The 16,324-nt window shown below is 59.9% G+C and carries 16 protein-coding genes and 1 pseudogene; 4 read left to right on the plus strand and 13 right to left on the minus strand.

The features are described 5' to 3' along the window. Positions 1–19: 19 nt before the first annotated feature. The 11 genes from ACM6IR_RS25325 to ACM6IR_RS25375 all read right to left on the minus strand — a co-directional run bounded on the left by ACM6IR_RS25325 (position 20) and on the right by ACM6IR_RS25375 (position 9,893). Positions 20–127, minus strand: coding sequence for a DUF6893 family small protein (locus ACM6IR_RS25325; RefSeq protein ID WP_414910218.1), 108 nt, complete (start codon positions 125–127; stop codon positions 20–22). Continuing rightward, positions 124–645 carry a hydrogenase maturation protease gene (locus tag ACM6IR_RS25330; RefSeq protein ID WP_414910219.1) on the minus strand — a complete coding sequence of 174 codons (522 nt, stop codon included), beginning with the start codon at positions 643–645 and terminating at the stop codon, positions 124–126. The genes ACM6IR_RS25325 and ACM6IR_RS25330 overlap by 4 nt, the downstream gene beginning before the upstream one ends. Further along, complete coding sequence (locus ACM6IR_RS25335) at positions 645–1,967, minus strand: hypothetical protein (protein ID WP_414910220.1); 1,323 nt, start codon at positions 1,965–1,967, stop codon at positions 645–647. Before ACM6IR_RS25335 ends, ACM6IR_RS25330 begins: the two co-directional genes overlap by 1 nt. Continuing rightward, positions 1,967–2,614, minus strand: a complete 648-nt coding sequence (locus tag ACM6IR_RS25340) for a DUF6084 family protein (RefSeq protein WP_414910221.1) — start codon at positions 2,612–2,614, stop codon at positions 1,967–1,969. Before ACM6IR_RS25340 ends, ACM6IR_RS25335 begins: the two co-directional genes overlap by 1 nt. Then, the gene (locus ACM6IR_RS25345; RefSeq protein ID WP_414910222.1) at positions 2,607–3,245 is read right to left on the minus strand and encodes a DUF5947 family protein; all 639 of its coding nucleotides are present in this window, start codon (positions 3,243–3,245) and stop codon (positions 2,607–2,609) included. The genes ACM6IR_RS25340 and ACM6IR_RS25345 overlap by 8 nt, the downstream gene beginning before the upstream one ends. 21 nt (positions 3,246–3,266) lie before the next feature. Then, on the minus strand, positions 3,267–3,836 hold the full coding sequence (locus ACM6IR_RS25350) for a hypothetical protein (RefSeq protein WP_414910223.1): 570 nt from the start codon (positions 3,834–3,836) through the stop codon (positions 3,267–3,269). After that, the gene (locus ACM6IR_RS25355; RefSeq protein WP_414910224.1) at positions 3,833–5,680 is read right to left on the minus strand and encodes a nickel-dependent hydrogenase large subunit; all 1,848 of its coding nucleotides are present in this window, start codon (positions 5,678–5,680) and stop codon (positions 3,833–3,835) included. Before ACM6IR_RS25355 ends, ACM6IR_RS25350 begins: the two co-directional genes overlap by 4 nt. 39 nt (positions 5,681–5,719) lie before the next feature. Further along, positions 5,720–6,787: a hypothetical protein gene (locus tag ACM6IR_RS25360; protein WP_414910225.1), complete on the minus strand. Its 1,068-nt coding sequence runs from the start codon at positions 6,785–6,787 to the stop codon at positions 5,720–5,722. Between the two features lie 174 nt (positions 6,788–6,961). Further along, positions 6,962–8,017, minus strand: a complete 1,056-nt coding sequence (locus ACM6IR_RS25365; protein WP_414910226.1) for a HoxN/HupN/NixA family nickel/cobalt transporter — start codon at positions 8,015–8,017, stop codon at positions 6,962–6,964. A gap of 69 nt (positions 8,018–8,086) precedes the next feature. Beyond that, complete coding sequence (locus ACM6IR_RS25370; RefSeq protein WP_414910227.1) at positions 8,087–8,710, minus strand: response regulator transcription factor; 624 nt, start codon at positions 8,708–8,710, stop codon at positions 8,087–8,089. Then, on the minus strand, positions 8,700–9,893 hold the full coding sequence (locus ACM6IR_RS25375) for an ATP-binding protein (protein ID WP_414910228.1): 1,194 nt from the start codon (positions 9,891–9,893) through the stop codon (positions 8,700–8,702). Before ACM6IR_RS25375 ends, ACM6IR_RS25370 begins: the two co-directional genes overlap by 11 nt. Positions 9,894–9,988: 95 nt before the next feature. Here ACM6IR_RS25375 and ACM6IR_RS25380 point away from each other — a divergent pair, with 95 nt between their 5' ends. Beyond that, entirely contained in the window at positions 9,989–10,435 is a 447-nt protein-coding gene (locus tag ACM6IR_RS25380; protein WP_414910229.1) for a DUF2231 domain-containing protein, read from the plus strand. A 49-nt stretch (positions 10,436–10,484) separates the two neighbouring features. Here ACM6IR_RS25380 and pcsA read toward each other — a convergent pair whose 3' ends face one another. Beyond that, positions 10,485–11,204 carry a phosphatidylcholine synthase gene (gene pcsA, locus ACM6IR_RS25385; protein ID WP_414910230.1) on the minus strand — a complete coding sequence of 240 codons (720 nt, stop codon included), beginning with the start codon at positions 11,202–11,204 and terminating at the stop codon, positions 10,485–10,487. Positions 11,205–12,148: 944 nt separating this feature from the next. Between pcsA and ACM6IR_RS25390 the strand changes: the two are divergent. Then, positions 12,149–12,445, plus strand: a pseudogene (locus ACM6IR_RS25390) (DUF533 domain-containing protein); the annotation flags it as partial. A gap of 137 nt (positions 12,446–12,582) precedes the next feature. Then, positions 12,583–13,026: a hypothetical protein gene (locus tag ACM6IR_RS25395; protein ID WP_414910231.1), complete on the plus strand. Its 444-nt coding sequence runs from the start codon at positions 12,583–12,585 to the stop codon at positions 13,024–13,026. Positions 13,027–13,126: 100 nt separating this feature from the next. Here the strand turns inward: ACM6IR_RS25395 and ACM6IR_RS25400 are convergent, their stop codons facing one another. Next, entirely contained in the window at positions 13,127–13,570 is a 444-nt protein-coding gene (locus ACM6IR_RS25400) for a cupin domain-containing protein (protein WP_414910232.1), read from the minus strand. A gap of 171 nt (positions 13,571–13,741) precedes the next feature. Between ACM6IR_RS25400 and ligD the strand changes: the two genes are divergently transcribed. Continuing rightward, positions 13,742–16,291: a DNA ligase D gene (gene ligD, locus ACM6IR_RS25405; RefSeq protein WP_414910233.1), complete on the plus strand. Its 2,550-nt coding sequence runs from the start codon at positions 13,742–13,744 to the stop codon at positions 16,289–16,291. The last annotated feature ends 33 nt before the right edge of the window (positions 16,292–16,324 follow it).

Raw genomic sequence — 16,324 nt, forward strand, 5'->3', positions numbered from 1 at the left:
CTGATGCCTGCGTTGGAGATCACATGTTGCGAATTTTCAGATAGCGTTTGATGTCGTGGAAATTCACCACCACCAGCGCGACAATCAGCGCCAGAATCAGAAGCCAGAAAATCGTCCAGCCACTCATTTCGATCCTCCCGGAGCGGTCAGGCTCCTTGTTTCGTCAGCCGATAGTTCGTTCAGAAGGCCGAGCACTTCGACGACCGCTTTGTCGACCGCACGGGTCACCGCGTCGCTCAAACCCATGTGTCCATGCTCGCCACCCAGCGAGGCCGGCTGACAGCACACCATCAGGACCCGCGGGTGTTGTTGATCCAGCGCGGCGATGAAGCGCAGGACGCTGGCCGGGTCCATGCCGTGGGGGGACATCAGTTGTTCGCCGCGGCCTGGTGTGGTTGCGTCACCGATCTGCGGTTCAATCAGATAAATCGTGCCTGGTGCCTCGCCACGATCCACGGTGTCGATCAGGATGACTACTTCGTAGCCCTCCATCAGCGCATAACCGAGGTCCAGGCCACGGATGCCGAAATCCGCCACGTCGACCCCGTCCGGCACTTGCCGCTGGACCAACCGCGTGGCGACTTCGCAACCAAAGCCGTCGTCGCCCATGAAGATATTACCGATGCCGGCGACGAGGATTTTCATCACTTCACGTCCTCCAGCGACTGGACTTCTTCGGGTGAAAAAAAGAACCGATGCCCCGGCATCCGTTGCAAACCCCACTCGCGACCCGGGTCGTCATCAAGGGTCACGGCGACGTGCACGCGGTCTTCGAAATCACGCTCGATGGCTTCAATCACTGCGGTTTTGCCGGCCAGCATCAGGTCCATGGCATCGCCGCCTGCTCGGGGTTGCAGTCGCACGCGATCGCCCACCCGTAGCGCGGCGCCGCCGTTGTGGTCGTACACCAGGCGCGGGCCGCTTTGCACCGGATCGCGCATGACCCCATGCAGGCGCATGAAGCTGTCGCCATCGAGTGCTTCGGTGCGAGCGAGCAAAGCCGCCGAGCGTGGGTCGAGCTCGGCCATCTCGCGTTTTTCGCCGTCGGTCATGGCGAGGATACGCAGACTGAGGATTTCGTCGATTTCAGTGGAGTCGAAAAATTCACCGGGACTTTGCGCGGCGATTTCCGGGTAGTCGTACAGAATGATCGGTGATGACAGCAGCAGATTCCGCGCACCGGGCTCGCCCACCAATACCGGGTAAGTGCCTTGGTTGTCGCAACCGGCGGCTGCGTCCTTGAGTGCCTCGGGCGGGTCCATCAGGCTGACGAAAGCACCGCGCTCGACGCCGAGCAGGGTGTGGGTGGAGGCGAAACTGTAGAGGCTTGCCTGTTCGCGGTCGGTGACGCTGGCCGGGTCCATGGGTGTGTGGTTTTCGATGCGCACGGTCAGTCGCCAGACGTCTGCGCTGACGGGGTGCAGTTGCAGGTCGATGTGGCCCTGAATCGCCGATTGATTGCGCAGCAGCACGCCGCGGATCAATCCGTCGTCGCTGAGTGGTTCAAGTTCGCGCCGACCTTCGAAGGCGAATGGCACATTGCGGCCGGTCCCCAGAAGGTCGCCCAGTCGACAATCGACCACCGACAGGTCGCGCTCCACGGCTTCCTGCCAGCAATGAAACTGTCGCTGGCCCAAGGTCAGCGACGGTACGGGGTTGAACGGCAGGTCTTGCGGCGCTTGCGGCCATTCGCTCAATGGCACTTGCAACTCGCCGATCTCACGGGCCAGTGGCTGCAGGAACCGCACACGCACTTCGAGTCGCGTGTCAGCGCTGCCCCGGACCAGGCACTGGGTCTGCATCTGCCATGGTTCGCCGCCTTCGGTGGCCTCGAACCAGACCTTCGGATAGATCCCGCCGAAGGTCCAGCGCTGGCGATTTTTCGCTGAAGTGCAACGGTAGGGGTACAGGATGTAACCCTCGTATAGCACCGCTTCGACCACCGGTTGTACCGTTTGCAGGTTCATCACGCCAGCCTCTTCGCCTCGGCCAGCAGGCTGGCGAGCGCTTCATCAAAACCGGGATGCCCACAGCGGCGTTTGTACTCGTACAACGCTTCAAACACCTGCGCGTTGACGCGCAGCCAGTGTTGGTTGGGGTAGTAGAGTTGCATCATGTCCTTCCACACCTGGAGCGGCAGCGCGTAATGAGTTTCTTCGTTCCAGGAGATCAGGGCCATGGCCAGCGCGCCTTCCTCGTCGCGATAGAACACGCTGCCGGAATACAACAGCAGCAGGGGCACCACGCCCTGATCGAGGCCGTGAAAGTATTTGGTCGCGGCGAGGTTGAAGTCGAAGCTGCAAGGGACGGGCAGATTCACTTCAGTGCGTTCGCCGGTAAACGCCGGCACCACCACGGTTGAGTGGGTCCAGAGCAGGCTACGCAAGGTTTGACTCCAGCGTGAAGGCTCACCGAACAAATCGCTCAGGCGCGACTGTTCTGCCGGCGCGTAATAACGTTTGGCGGTCTCGATGCGAATCTGGCATTGCAGCGAGATGCTCTGGATCGGCACGGGGCGTCCGCGCTGGTGCAGTTCCAGTGCCAGATGCAGGGTCGGGGCGGCGGCGTATGGGTCCGGCATGGCGCCGTTGACCGAAATGCTGAGGTCAGGCATCGACGTCGCCTCCCGTTTCGCCACGTAACTGTTCGAAGAAGCGCAACTGCGCGGCTTGCGCATCCTGTCCACCTGAGAGACCGTGCCAATGGGTGCGAATCAACCCGACCAGTTCATAGCAGCGGTCTACGGGGATGCGGTAGTACTCGCGAGCGTGGTCCATTCGGTTGACCAGCAGGGCTTCGACATCCGGTTGCAGCTCGAGCAGCACAGGGTTGGCTGCGGCCAGTTCATCCCAGGTGTGCAGCGCCAGTTTCGACTCGGTGGCACCGGCGGGGCCGGGATACAGCGCCAACACCCGATGCTGAGGCGAGCTGTGAACGAAAAACGCCAGGTTGATCGGGATCAGCAAGCCGTCCCATTGTGCATCGCTGAGTACGAAGGCGTGCAGCCGCGTCACATGACGAGGCACGCGCCGGTAGCGTCGGGCTTCGGGGCTATCGAACAACAGGGCGCAGGCCTGGCAGGCGCAGAGCAGGCGACGGGTATCGGGCTCGATCAGGTGTTCATGCGCATGGCCAATCTCGGCATAGCACAACTCGCAGTGCTCCACCGGTTTACGCTCGATGCCCAGAAAGCCCTTGAGCGAGGCCACCCAGTCATCCGGTTTCGCTACGATGGCCTCGGTCATGTCCGGTCCTCACTCTGGTCGTTACTCGTTGGCTACCACCGGCTGGCTCACCCAGACCAGCGGCACAAAACCGGCGTGGGCGGTCAACGTGTCCAGCCCCTCGATCAGCAATTCTTCGGCATCGGGGACCATTTCCATCAGCACTTCCTCGATCTCCTGACGCAGTGCTGCGGCCGTGGGCATGACGCCGTTCGGGTCGCTGGCGCTGACGCTGATCCGCACTTCGTTGGCCTTCACGCCGATCAGCTCGACGAGCACACCTTTGACCCCGAGGTGCGGGCGCAACCGATCAATCGCTTTGCGTGCACGGGTCGGCAGGTCTTCGGGATGCAGGTCGTGCAGCAGCAACAGCCCGCGCACCCGTGGGTTGGCGGTAAACCGCGGCAACAGCGTGTCTGCCGGTTGCGTGCCGGTTTCGCGGATGATGTCCAACAGGTCTGCCAACCCCAGGCTGTGCAGACGGATCACCACCCGCACCAGTTCCTGTGCCGCGCTTCTGGCGGTCGGGTCTTCAAGCCCGTCCAGCGCGGCCAGCAGTTCTTGCAGGCGCGCGACTTGCTCGTCGAGTTCCTGTTGCCGGGCGCCGCTCACGGTGTCGACTCCGCGTCATCCGCTTCGGTCGACTGGCCGAGGCCGCCATTGCCGGGCGCATGGATGACCTTGAGGGTTTTGCCGTTGCCCAGGTACATGTGCACGCCACAAGGCAGGCACGGATCGAAGCTGCGCACGGCGCGCATGATGTCGATGCCCTTGAATTTATCGGGGCCGTTTTCCTCGAAGATCGGCGTGTTCTGCACCGCGTCCTCGTAAGGGCCGGGGGTGCCGAAGGTATCCCGGGGACTGGCGTTCCAGGGGGTTGGCGGGTACGGATGGTAGTTGGCGATCTTGCCGTTGCGAATCACCAGGTGATGGGACAGCACCCCGCGCACCGCTTCATGGAAACCGCAGCCGATGGCGTTTTCCGGCACCTTGAACTCGGTCCAGGTTTTGGTGTGGCCAGCCTGCAATTCACTCAGTGCTTTCTCAACGAAGTGCAGGGCGCAGCACGCGGCGTAGACCTGGAAGTAGGTCCGGGCGCGGTCACGCTCGATGGCGTTGCTCCATTTCGGTACATGCCATTCGAACTCGACTTCCGGTTTGAGGGCAGTCGGTGGCAGGTACATCTTGATGCTTTGGCCGGTGGCCTTGATGTAGCCGATGTCGACCAACCCGGCCAGTGCCGTGGCCCACAGCCGCGCCAGTGCGCCACCGCCGGTGTCCAGCGCCAGGTGTTCGCCGGTGCGTTTGTCCAGCCAGCGTGGCGACATGACCCAGGAATACTTGTCGTCGAAATCGCGTTTCTGTGGACGCGGCACGGTGGTCTGGTTCCACGGGTGATTGATGTCCACCACATTGCCCAGTGGGTCTTTCTCCACCAGTTTTTCGCGTTTTTCCCAGCTTTCGTAATACGAACTGCCGAGCAGGATGCGCATCTGCAAATTGATCTCCACCAGGTCAGTGGTGACCAGTTCGCCGTCCACCACCACGCCAGGGGTGACGAACATCGCCCGTCCCCATTCGGTCATGTGCTGGTACTGATAGTCGCAATGCACTGGGTTATTGAACGAACCCCAGCAGCCGAGCAGGATGCGCCGCCGGCCGACTTCCTCGTAACCGGGCAGGGCTTCGTAGAAGAAGTCGAAGATGTCGTCATGCAGCGGCAGGCAACGCTTCATGAACTCGCAGTACCTCATCAGCCGGGTCAGGTAGTCGGTGAACAGTTGCACGGTCGGCACCGTACCGACGCCGCCGGGATAAATGGTCGAAGGGTGAACGTGACGACCTTCCATCAGGCAGATCATTTCCCGGGTGTAGCGCGAGACCATCAGCGTCTCGCGATAGAACTCGCCCTCGAACGGGTTGAGCGCGGTCATGATGTCGGCGATGGTCTTGTAGCCGTGCTTGTCAGCGTTCGGCGCAGGCGTTTGTTGTGCCTGTTCCCAGACGCCGGGATTGGTCTCCTGGACCATCCTGGCGCAGAAGTCGACCATCAGCAGATTGTCCTGGAAGATGTTGTGGTCGAACATGTATTCGGCCGCTTCACCGAGGTTGATGATCCACTCGGCAATGGCTGGCGGGCGAATGCCGTAGGCCATGTTCTGGGCATAGACCGAGCACACGCAGTGGTTGTCGCCACAGATGCCGCAGATTCGACTGGTGATGAAGTGGGCGTCGCGCGGGTCCTTGCCTTTCATGAATACCGAATAGCCGCGGAAGATCGAAGAGGTGCTGTAGCACTCGGCGACTTCGCGGTTCTCGAAGTCGATCTTGGTGTAGATGCCCAGGCTGCCGACGATCCGGGTAATCGGGTCCCAATTCATCGAAACCAGCGTGGCGGGCTTTTTCGCGGTCGCGTCCGTGGGTTGCGTGACAACGTCATTTTCGGTGATCGCCATGGGGAATTCCTCCTGGCTCGATACGGTTGGCCCAAGGAGCTAACGACGAATTTCGGGCGGTGGATTGGTGGTCAGCTTTGGCCCCTTATGCCGCCATTTCGGTTCTTTGTTGAGGGTGTCGTTGGTGAACCCGCGCAGCCACTTGACCAACTTGCCGTAAGGGCGGACCAGGTTGGAGGAGAACACCGCGCCCGGCGGCTCATCCATGAACGGCATGAACTTGTCGGGGAAGCCCGGCATGGTGCAGCCGATGCAGATGCCGCCGACATTCGGGCAACCGCCGAGACCGTCCATCCAGCCGCGCTTGGGTACGTTGCACTGCACCACCGGCCCCCAGCAGCCGAGTTTGACGATGCACTGCGGCTGCCCATATTCCGTGGCGAAGCTGCCTTGCTCGTAGTACCCGGCGCGGTCGCAACCTTCGTGCACGGTTTTGCCGAATAGCCAGGTCGGGCGACCGGCATCGTCCAGCGGAATCATTGGCGCGACGCCGGCCAGTTGGCGCAGCAGGTACAGCAAGGTTTCCATGAAATTATCCGGTTGCACCGGGCAACCTGGCACATTCACCACCGGCAGGCCGGCCTTGGATTTCCAGTTCCAGCCCAGGTAGTCGTTGACGCCCATGCAGCCGGTGACGTTGCCTTGCATCGCATGGATGCCGCCGTACGTCGCGCAAGTGCCGCAGGCCACTACCGCCAGTGCCTTGGGTGACAGGCGGTCAAGCCATTCGGGGATAGTGATCGGTTCGCCGGTTTGCGGGTCATTGCCCATGTAGGCCCAGTAACCTTCACCGCTGAGGTTTTCGTTGGGAATGGAGCCCTCCATCACCAGCACGAAATCAATCTCGCCGCGTGCTGCCTGGTGCCAGTACTGCATCAACTCCTCGCCAACCTCGTAACACAGGTCGGGGTTGTGCAGGTGGACTTTGGGCAGGCCCGGAATCGCGCCCAGCACCACGTCTTCAATGCTTGGCAGGGTGGCGGCGGTGATCGAGATCGAATCGCCGTCACAGCTCATGCCATCGTTGATCCAGATGATGTGGACTTCTTTGAGATCGGGCTTGCGTTGCGTCTTGCGTCCATAGGGGACGCTGTCTGACTCAGCCATGGTTGGCCTCCTGATCGCCTGCACCCGTGCGTTACAGGGTCGGTCAGAGGACGCAAAGCAGGGGCGGCCGTCAGACCGGATTACACATTTGGGTGTTGTAACCCGGTCGCAGGACAGTGACCAAGCGTGCGACTACCTAGGGGGTTCTACCTAGTGTGCTGTTTGATGGGGCGATCAAGTCCGGATGTCGAGGTGCTCGTAGCCTTTCCACTTGTAGATAGCAGCCGAAACCGCCCAGCTGAGAATGAAAATGCCAATGATGAGGTAACCCACCATCCCGAAGTGATCATTGAGGTTGCCCACCACGTCCCAGAAGCCGCCGCTCAACTCAAGCTTTTCGGCCAGCAAGCCCAGCCCTTCGATACTGCCGACCAGCAGTGCGATCAGCACCGAGACCGCGGTGATGGTGATGTTGTAATACAGCTTGCGCACCGGTTTGACGAACGCCCAACCGTAGGCACCCACCATCAGGATGCTGTCGGTGGTGTCGATCAGGGTCATGCCGGCGGTGAACAGCACCGGGAACACCAGAATCGACCAGATCGGCATGCCCTGGGCCGCACCGGTGGCGGAAATTCCCAGCAATCCGATTTCTGTCGCGGTGTCGAAACCGAGGCCGAATAGCAAGCCGAGCGGGTACATGTGCCAGCTCTCGGTGATCAGGCGAAACACCGGTCGAAAAATCCGTGCGAAGAAGCCGCGGTTGGCCAGTAACAGATCGAAGTTTTCCTCGACATAGGGCTCGCCCTGGCGAACCCGGCGAAAAGCGCGAATGACCGAATGCAGGATCACCAGGTTCATCAGCGCAATGGCAAACAGGAAAAACGTCGACACCAGCGTGCCGATCGTCGCGCCGAACGCTTTGAAACCGGCCATTTGTCCCTGCATTGCCATCGCGGTCACGGCAATGCCGATCGATGCGAGCACGACAATCGTGGAATGGCCGAGGGAGAACATCAGGCCGACGGTGACCGGCTGTTTGCCGACCTGCATCAGTTTGCGTGTCACGTTGTCGATCGCCGCAATGTGGTCAGCATCGACCGCATGTCGAAGCCCCAGGGTGTAAGCAAGCAGGCTGGTGCCCATGAGCAGCGGATAGTCACGCAAGGCGATGAACGCCCAGACCCATGCGGCGATGTTAAAGACGATCAGCAGGGCGCAGATGCCTGAAATCCTGGCTTTCAGCCGGCCGCTCTCGTCTCCTTGCACGGTCTTGACTATGGTTTTCATGAAGTCTCCCTGGATCGCGTGGAGATCATGCAGCACGACCATCTGCATGCCTGAGCGAGGCAACGTCGTTCACAAATGCAGTTCGTGGATACCGCACAACACCGCCATGGTGATCAGTTCGGCAGTCGAGTGCGCCTGCATCTTAAGCATCAGGTGTTCGCGGTGATGTTCGACGGTGCGCGGGCTGATCATCAATTGCCGGGCGATTTTCTTGTTGGGCAAATCCGACACCACCAGCGCAAAGACCTGTTGCTCACGGGGTGACAGGTGCATGAATCGTTGCAACACCAGGTTTCTTTCTTGCGTCAGGCGACGGTCGTCTGTGTCCTTGTCCAGCGCCAGTTGGACACTCGCCAGCAGGTCCTTTTCGCTGAAGGGCTTTTCCAGGAAATCCACGGCGCCGCCTTTGAGCGCCGTCACCGCCGTGCGGGCATTGCCATGACCGCTGATGAAAATGATCGGCAGGCGCACGTGTAACTCTTTCAATATTTTTTGCAGGGCCAGTCCGTCCGTGCCGGGCATTCGCAGGTCGGTGATCAGGCAGCCAGGCTGTTGTGAGTCGAAGACGTCGAGGAAGGCTTCGGCGCTGCTGTACGTTCGAACTTCCAGGCCGGTGGTTCCCAATGTCAGTTCGAGGGCGGTGAGGAACGGTAGGTCATCATCGACCACATGGATGACTTGCTCAGTCGTCATGGTCATCACCCTGGACGGTGGGCAGGGTGAAATGCACCATTGCACCGGTAATGTGAGTGGGTTCGGCCCAGAGCTTTCCGCCGTGTGCTTCGATAATCGTGCGGCTGATCGACAAGCCCAGGCCCATGCCTTTGTTTTTTGTGGTGTAGAAGGGCTTGAAAATGCTGTCAACCTGCTGACGGTCCAGGCCTGGGCCGGTGTCGATTACGCTGACCTGAACGGACCCCGCAGGCAGTTGCCGCGCCTTGATACACAAGCGATGGTTCAAGCCGCTCATTTCGCGCATGGCTTCGATACTGTTGTGTGCCAGATTCACCAGTACCTGGCCGATCTGTACGGCGTCGACCCGCACGCAAGGCAGGCCCTGTTCGATGTCCAGCTGCAGTTCGATATCGCTGTCTCGGGCGGCGACTTCTATCAGCATCGTCACGTCCTGGAGCAGGGTGGAAAATTCGCAATCGCAGAACATCTCATCGCTATCGTTCTGCAAAAAGCCCCGCAGGTGGCGAACGATCTCGCTGGCAAACCTCGCCGCGTCCTGGGCCTGTGTCACGGCTTTGACAAAGTCCGGGCTCTGCGTCGCTCCCGCGTTTAACAGCCGCGACGCCGCTTCACAGCAGAGTACGACCGTACCCAGGGGTTGGTTCAGTTCGTGGGCCAGGCTGGAGACCAATTCGCCAGCCGTGTTCTGGCGTGCGAGCCGGGTCAGTTGCGATTGCAGGCTGCGCAGTTTAAGTGCCGACGCCTGTTCGCCAGAGACGTCGATCATGACGCTTCGAAAGTGCTCGATATGTCCGTAGATATTGGGCTCGCGGTCACTTTTCAGCCACAGTGTGGCAATCCGGCCCTGCCGGTTCTTGACCCGTAATTTCTGGTTTATACAGCCGCCCGCGCTACCGAGTTTGCTCAGGTGTGCCTGAAACAATTGTTTGTCGGCGCCGACCACCCAGCGGGCCAGTGATTCACCCGTGAGCCACGCCGGCTTCCAGCCCAACATTGCCGCACCGGTGCTGTTGATCTTGCAAATGCGCCCCGAAGCGTCGAGCAGCACATAGCCAAAAGGTGCACGCTCGAACAACTCGCGGTAGTCGAATGTCAGGGGGGGCGATTTGTTCTGCATACGCTGGCCGGTGAACGCTTCAGAGGTGGCTGGATGCGAGTCCATCGCGGTTCTGCCGCTCATACGTCATACCAGTGTAGACGCGTGCCTGAATCTGGCAGTTCCACTATGCCTTTGCTGTCCGGGTCGGGCTCGACTAGCCTGCCAAGAGGCATGCAATGAAAGAGGGTGGCACCATGCGTTGGCCCCGGCATTTTTTAGGCCTGCCGCTGCACCCTATGCTGGTGCACTTTCCGCTGGTGTTCTGGCTCAGCGTGCCACTGTTCGACGGGCTGGCACTATGGTCCGTTGCGGGCCCCTGGTGGGGACTTGCCCTGGGCGCCAGTCTTGCCGGCGTCCTGACCGGCGTGCTTGCCCTGATGACGGGCCTGATGGAATACATCCACCTGTCCGAAACCGGCAGCAACGATGTGCGGCTGGCCGCCCGTCATGGAGTGCGCACGACCCTCGTCTGGTGTGCGATGACGGTGAAGTTGGCAGTCGCCAGCCTGGCGGACACCTCTGCGGTGTTGATCCTGGGCTGCCTGGTGACCGACGTCCTGGCTTGCGCCTTGTTGCTGCAAGGGGCGTTTTTTGGCACCAAGGTGACTTATGGCGGGTACTAGCGATGAGCGCGGGCGGTCAATAGCAACCGCCCCATCAGCATGGCTGAAATCAGCCCCGGGACTTTTCAAACCACTCCATCGCCGTACGCCAGATGCAGATGCCCAGAAAGTACGCTGACATCAGCAGCCAAAGCCCCATTACCATCGGGTTGATGACGGGATGGTTGATCACCAGCGATAAACTGCACAACAGCCAGATGGCCGTGACGGCGATGTTGATCGGCATGAACTTGCGCACGCGAAACGGGTGAAGGAATTTCATCTGCGTTACGGTCAGCAGCGCGAGGCCGATGACAGTGAGCAAGGTGACCCATGGCGACGGTGCAATGATGTACAGGCACAGCGCGACCACGTTCCACGCGGCGGGGAAGCCCTGGAAGTAGTTGTCCCTGCTTTTCATGTTGACGTTGCAGAAGCAAAACAGTGACGAGACCAGAATCAGCGAGACGGTCAGCAGCAGCGTGTAATCCGGCAATGGAACGTAGCGATAGATGAACAGCGCCGGGATAAACACATATGTCAGGTAATCGATGACCAGGTCGAGTATCGAGCCGTCGAAACTCGGTAGCACCGACTGCACGTTGACTTTGCGTGCCAGCGCGCCGTCCAGCCCATCGACGATCAGGGCGACACCCAGCCACAGCAGGCAGTTGGTGGGTTGGTTTTCCAGCAAGGCGAGGGTCGCGAGGAAGGCGGTGACCACGCCAGTGGCGGTGAAGCCATGGGCGCCCCAGGCTTTGAGCCGGGCGATGTGTAGGGTGGATATCACGGGGGCGTTCTCCAGAAAGTGAAGCAAGCCAATTATCACCCTTATGATCGAGGGCGGCGGCCAACCGGGTCGGGTTGCAGGTATCGACCGGAAATCCGGGAATAAGGTTCACCGTTTGTCGATCTTAGCTGGGCGGCCAGAAAATACCGCGGATTTGTCTGTGGTTTTGTTCACTTAGGGATGGGGGGTAATGGGGCTTTGATTGGGTGTATATCCGTTTTTTGGGTTATGGCGACTATTGGTTCCGCCCTTACGGCGGGTCACTTTGAAAAGCGCAAAGTAACCAAATGCTTTTGCCCCTTTCGTTCGGTGCCTCGCCTAGGCTCGGCATGCCCTCGCTCCGGTCCTGCTCCGTGGGCCCGCCGCCATCGGCCATCCATGCCGGGTTGCCCACTACGCAGAACCTCCACTCGGCGTGAGGGGGCGGTGCATCGAGATCAAAAGCTGAAGGCGAGCTAACGCTCGGCCTGATGAGTGGTGAGGAGCAAAAGCGGTACGCCGCGCCATTGTGGGGGGGGTGAAAAACAACTGCGGTACGCCGATCCAATGTGGGAGCGAGCTTGCTCGCGAAGCTGTTGCCTTGCTTTTGCTTTTGCTTCAGATCTGCCGCCCCTTTCCCAGAGGCCGAACGCAGGCGTTGCGCAGGGGGCACCGCGGCAAGGATGCCGCGGTAGCCGCCCCCGACCATGGATGGTCGATGGCGGCGGGCCCCCGGAGCAATGCCTTCGTTATGGCATGCCGAGCCTTAGCGAGGCACCGAATGGAGGGGCAAGAGCGTTTGGTTACTTTGCGCTTTTCAAAGTGACCCGCCGTAAGGGCGGAACCCTAAGCCGCCATTACCGCAGCAACGGATATGTACTCAATCCAATCCAAATCCAAAGATTTCTCAAGTCAAAAGCAGAATATTCACCCGCCAGAAGCCAGCCAAACGGTGGTGGCGCATTCGAATCGATGATGCCGAAAAACAGATGATCAGCACCGAAATCGGCCGGCACACCGATGACCCGCAACTGCAGCAATGGCTGGACGAAGAAGTGGCCCGGCCACCCGACGCTGCCGATGTGGCGCGGTCGGCGACGGATCCGGCGATAGCGGCGGAAATGTACCTGGCCAGCGTAATGCTGGTGGACGATCAGCAGGACGCCGAGCGCAGTTACCTGGATGAATTGGCGGCGGCGCTGAAAATCGATCCCGAGCTGCAAGTGCATCTGGAGCAACAGGCCAAGGGTGGCGCTGCCTGACAGGTCGTTCTCACGCGGGAGGGCGAAGACGGGCCAAAAAGTGGCCGACCATCCGGAGAAATGCCTGCTTTCCCCTGACAGCTAGAATTGACAAGGGGGATCACTTCAACGCGTCCTTAAAAAGCGGGAGTCTCACGATGAAAATCGTATCTTCGCTGGCGTTGGTGGTGGCAGTCGGGTGTATTTCTGGGTGTTCATCAGTTCCTGACAGCCAGGTCACCAACGTTCCCCTCCATGCTACCCCCATCAACACCGGTAAAATTGCCAGACCCGTCATGATCGCCGATGGTAATGCGACAGTCTTCTGGTTTGCCGTCAATGGCGAACCCATGGGCAGCGCATTACCGGGCCGTTTGTCTGCCTATATCTATCAGGGAAGCTGTACGAATCTGGGTCTGAAACCAGTCTTTGACATGAACGACGGCCCGAATGCACGGTTCTATTCGTCGGCATCGCTCCAGTATTTCTGGAAAAGTGCGCCTGTAGCCATGGATACGCTTCGTACCGGTGGCTATGCCTTGGTTGTGCGTGAAAGCCCGGCTGATGGTAACCAGAATATTTTCTGCGGGAACCTGAGCTGACAAATCTGTAGGAGCGAGCTTGCTCGTGAAGAACTGAGAGCAACGTGTTTATTCAGGAAGAGCGCGTTATCGTTAACGTCCTTCGCGAGCTTGCTCGCTCCTACAGCGGTTTTGGTACAAGGAACCTGACACCGTGGGCTTCAGCGATCTCAAGTATTCGTGGCATATCCTCTGGGACCCTAAGCTGATCCATCGCCGTAAAGAACCGACCACCCCGCGGATCAGACACCACACCGATCATTTTCGCGGTCGCGCTGATGTTCTTGTAGGCATGAATGGCGCCACCGGGAATATGCACGTAACCCCCACTCGAGATCGTGGTTGATTTGCCCTCAACCGTGATTTCGACTTGCCCGTCGATAACGTAAAAAGCCTCGTCCCAGGGATGAAAGTGCGGCGGTGGCCCACCACCCTGGACGCCTTCCTGTATATGCACTTCAAAGGGTTTGGTCAGATCGCCGCCCGCGAGAATGGTGATCCTCTCGCCAACGACATTGACCGGCCCTGGCTTTTTTTCGGACTCGATGACATGAACCGCTCGCATGACTGCTCTCCGGGGATACGTTCACACGTTGAGTATATTCACTCAAACACTCACCACATGCCGCGTACTAGCCCGTCTGTCCGGGCAATTTCAACGCCGATTGAATTTTCTTCCGGGCGAATCGCTCTGCTGATGTAGAGACGCGTTGTATCGGCATCAGGTGGGTGAGCGATGAGCAAGAATCTGGATGATTACAACCGCATGCGCGACTTCTCGGCGACCTCTGAACCAGCCGCCAAACGTTCGGGCAAGAAAACCGCGAAAGACCACGCCTTGCAGTTTTGCATCCAGAAGCATGACGCCTCGCACCTGCATTACGATTTTCGCCTCGAACTCGATGGCGCGCTGAAGAGTTGGGCGGTGCCCAAGGGGCCGTCGCTGGACCCCAAGGTCAAGCGCCTGGCGGTGCATGTCGAAGACCATCCGCTGGATTACGCAACGTTCGAGGGCAGCATTCCCGAAGGGCATTACGGCGCCGGTGATGTGATTGTCTGGGACCGTGGCGTGTGGATTCCCCAGGGCGATCCGGCCCAGGCCTACGCCAAGGGCAAACTCAAATTCGAGTTGCAAGGGGAGAAGCTCGGGGGGCTGTGGAACCTGGTGCGCACGCACATGCCGGGGAAGCAGGAGCAATGGTTTCTGATCAAACATCAGGACGGCGCGGCCAAACCTGAAAGCGATTACGACGTGGTGACCGCCGAGCCGGACAGCGTGCTCAGTGAACGGACCCTCGTGACCCAAAAGCCAAAGGCAGCCGATAAACCAAAACCGATCAAGAAGCCGGCGCGCAAGGTGGCGCCTAAGACGCAATCGGCACCACTAACCGGCGCGCACAAGGCCAAACTGCCTGATCAGCTCAAGCCGGAACTGGCGACACTGGTCGAACGGGCTCCACAGGGAGAATGGAGTTACGAGATCAAATTCGACGGCTATCGGATCATGGCGCGGATCGATCACGGCGAGGTCAAACTCTTCACTCGCAACGGTCATGACTGGACCCACAAGTTGCCCGGTCAAGCCGAGGCGTTGGCAGCGCTGAACCTGGAGTCCGCCTGGCTCGACGGCGAAATGGTGGTCGCCAACGAGCAGGGCGTACCGGATTTTCAAGCCCTGCAAAACGCTTTCGACGCGGGCCGCAGCGCCAACATTGTGTATTACCTGTTCGACATGCCTTACCTCAATGGCGTGGACTTGCGCGAAGTGCCTGTCGAGGAGCGAAGAGCGGCACTGGCGACGGTGCTTAAACCCAATAAAAACCCGCTGTTGCGCTTCTCCGACGCGTTCGCTGAAAACCCTGACGCCTTGCTCAACAGCGCCTGCCAAATGCAGATGGAAGGGCTGATCGGCAAGCGCTTGGGTTCGCCGTATGTGTCGCGGCGCAGCAGCGACTGGATCAAGCTCAAGTGCAAGCATCGGCAGGAATTCGTCATTGTCGGCTACACCGATCCGAAAGGCTCGCGTAGCGCCTTCGGGGCCTTACTGCTCGGGCTGCATGACCGTGACAGCGGCAAGTTGCGTTACGCCGGTAAGGTCGGCACCGGGTTCAACGAGTCGACCCTCAAAAGCCTCTATGAACAATTGATACCCTTGAAAGCGAAAAAACCGTCGGTGGTCAACCCGCCGAGCGGCGTTGACGCCAAGGGTGTGCATTGGCTAAAACCTGCATTGCTGGCGGAAATCGCATTCGCTGAAATGACCAAGGAAGGGGCGGTGCGCCATGCGGTGTTCCATGGCCTGCGCAATGACAAACCCGCTAAAGACATCACCGAGGAGCGTCCGAGCGTGGTGAAGCCCAAAGAGAAAACCGTTGAAAAATCCGCACCCTCCCAACTGGGCCTGGCCAAGGGCAAGGTGCGCATCACCCATCCGGACCGGGTCATCGACGCCAGCAGTGGCACCACCAAAATGCAGTTGGCCGAGTATTACGCCCGTGTCGCCCAATGGATCCTGCCCGAACTCAAGGACCGGCCGGTGGCGCTGGTTCGCGCGCCGGACGGCATTGCCGGCGAACTGTTTTTCCAGAAGAATGCCGAGCACCTGGCCATTCCCGGCATCACCGTCCTGGACAAGAAACTCACCGGTCAACCGATGATGGTCATCAACAGCGCCGAAGCCTTGATCGGCGCGGTGCAGATGAGCACTGTGGAGCTGCATACCTGGAATGCCACCTCGGACAACCTCGACAAACCCGACCGCTTTGTCCTGGACCTCGACCCGGACCCGGCGCTGCCCTGGAAAAGCATGGTCGAGGCGACGCAACTGACGCTGTCGGTGCTCGATGAACTGGGGCTCAAGGCATTTCTCAAAACCAGCGGCGGCAAAGGCATTCACCTGGTGGTGCCACTGACCCGCAAACTCGGTTGGGATGAGGTGAAGGACTTCAGCCACGCCATCGTCAGCCACATGGCCACGTTGCTGCCGGAGCGTTTTTCGGCGGTGTCGGGCCCGAAGAACCGGGTGGGGCGCATCTTCATCGATTACCTGCGCAACGGTCTCGGCGCCACCACCATCTGCGCATACGCTGTGCGCACCCGCGAGGGGCTGCCGGTGTCGGTGCCGATCTTTCGTGAAGAGGTTGCAGAGCTCAAGGGCGGCAATCAGTGGAACGTGCACACGGTGCATGAGCGCCTGGCCGAAGTCGGTGGTGGGCCGTGGGCGGACCTGAAGAAAACCCGGCAGGCGATCACCGCCGACATGCGACGGCGGATCGGCAGAATGTAGGAGCGAGCCTGCTCGCGAAGGACGTTAACGATA

This window comes from Pseudomonas sp. IT-P253, assembly GCF_949768125.1.
In the GTDB taxonomy this organism is placed as follows: Bacteria; Pseudomonadota; Gammaproteobacteria; order Pseudomonadales; family Pseudomonadaceae; genus Aquipseudomonas.

Bases quoted from the DNA above. Each gene is read 5' to 3' on its own strand.
- ligD (WP_414910233.1), top strand. From the start codon at position 13,742: ATGAGCAAGAATCTGGATGATTACAACCGCATGCGCGACTTCTCGGCG.
- ACM6IR_RS25330 (WP_414910219.1), bottom strand. From the start codon at position 645: ATGAAAATCCTCGTCGCCGGCATCGGTAATATCTTCATGGGCGACGAC.
- ACM6IR_RS25375 (WP_414910228.1), bottom strand. From the start codon at position 9,893: ATGAGCGGCAGAACCGCGATGGACTCGCATCCAGCCACCTCTGAAGCG.
- ACM6IR_RS25335 (WP_414910220.1), bottom strand. From the start codon at position 1,967: ATGAACCTGCAAACGGTACAACCGGTGGTCGAAGCGGTGCTATACGAG.
- ACM6IR_RS25395 (WP_414910231.1), top strand. From the start codon at position 12,583: ATGAAAATCGTATCTTCGCTGGCGTTGGTGGTGGCAGTCGGGTGTATT.
- ACM6IR_RS25345 (WP_414910222.1), bottom strand. From the start codon at position 3,245: ATGACCGAGGCCATCGTAGCGAAACCGGATGACTGGGTGGCCTCGCTC.
- ACM6IR_RS25325 (WP_414910218.1), bottom strand. From the start codon at position 127: ATGAGTGGCTGGACGATTTTCTGGCTTCTGATTCTGGCGCTGATTGTC.
- ACM6IR_RS25355 (WP_414910224.1), bottom strand. From the start codon at position 5,680: ATGGCGATCACCGAAAATGACGTTGTCACGCAACCCACGGACGCGACC.
- ACM6IR_RS25340 (WP_414910221.1), bottom strand. From the start codon at position 2,614: ATGCCTGACCTCAGCATTTCGGTCAACGGCGCCATGCCGGACCCATAC.
- ACM6IR_RS25370 (WP_414910227.1), bottom strand. From the start codon at position 8,710: ATGACGACTGAGCAAGTCATCCATGTGGTCGATGATGACCTACCGTTC.
- ACM6IR_RS25380 (WP_414910229.1), top strand. From the start codon at position 9,989: ATGAAAGAGGGTGGCACCATGCGTTGGCCCCGGCATTTTTTAGGCCTG.
- ACM6IR_RS25365 (WP_414910226.1), bottom strand. From the start codon at position 8,017: ATGAAAACCATAGTCAAGACCGTGCAAGGAGACGAGAGCGGCCGGCTG.
- ACM6IR_RS25360 (WP_414910225.1), bottom strand. From the start codon at position 6,787: ATGGCTGAGTCAGACAGCGTCCCCTATGGACGCAAGACGCAACGCAAG.
- ACM6IR_RS25400 (WP_414910232.1), bottom strand. From the start codon at position 13,570: ATGCGAGCGGTTCATGTCATCGAGTCCGAAAAAAAGCCAGGGCCGGTC.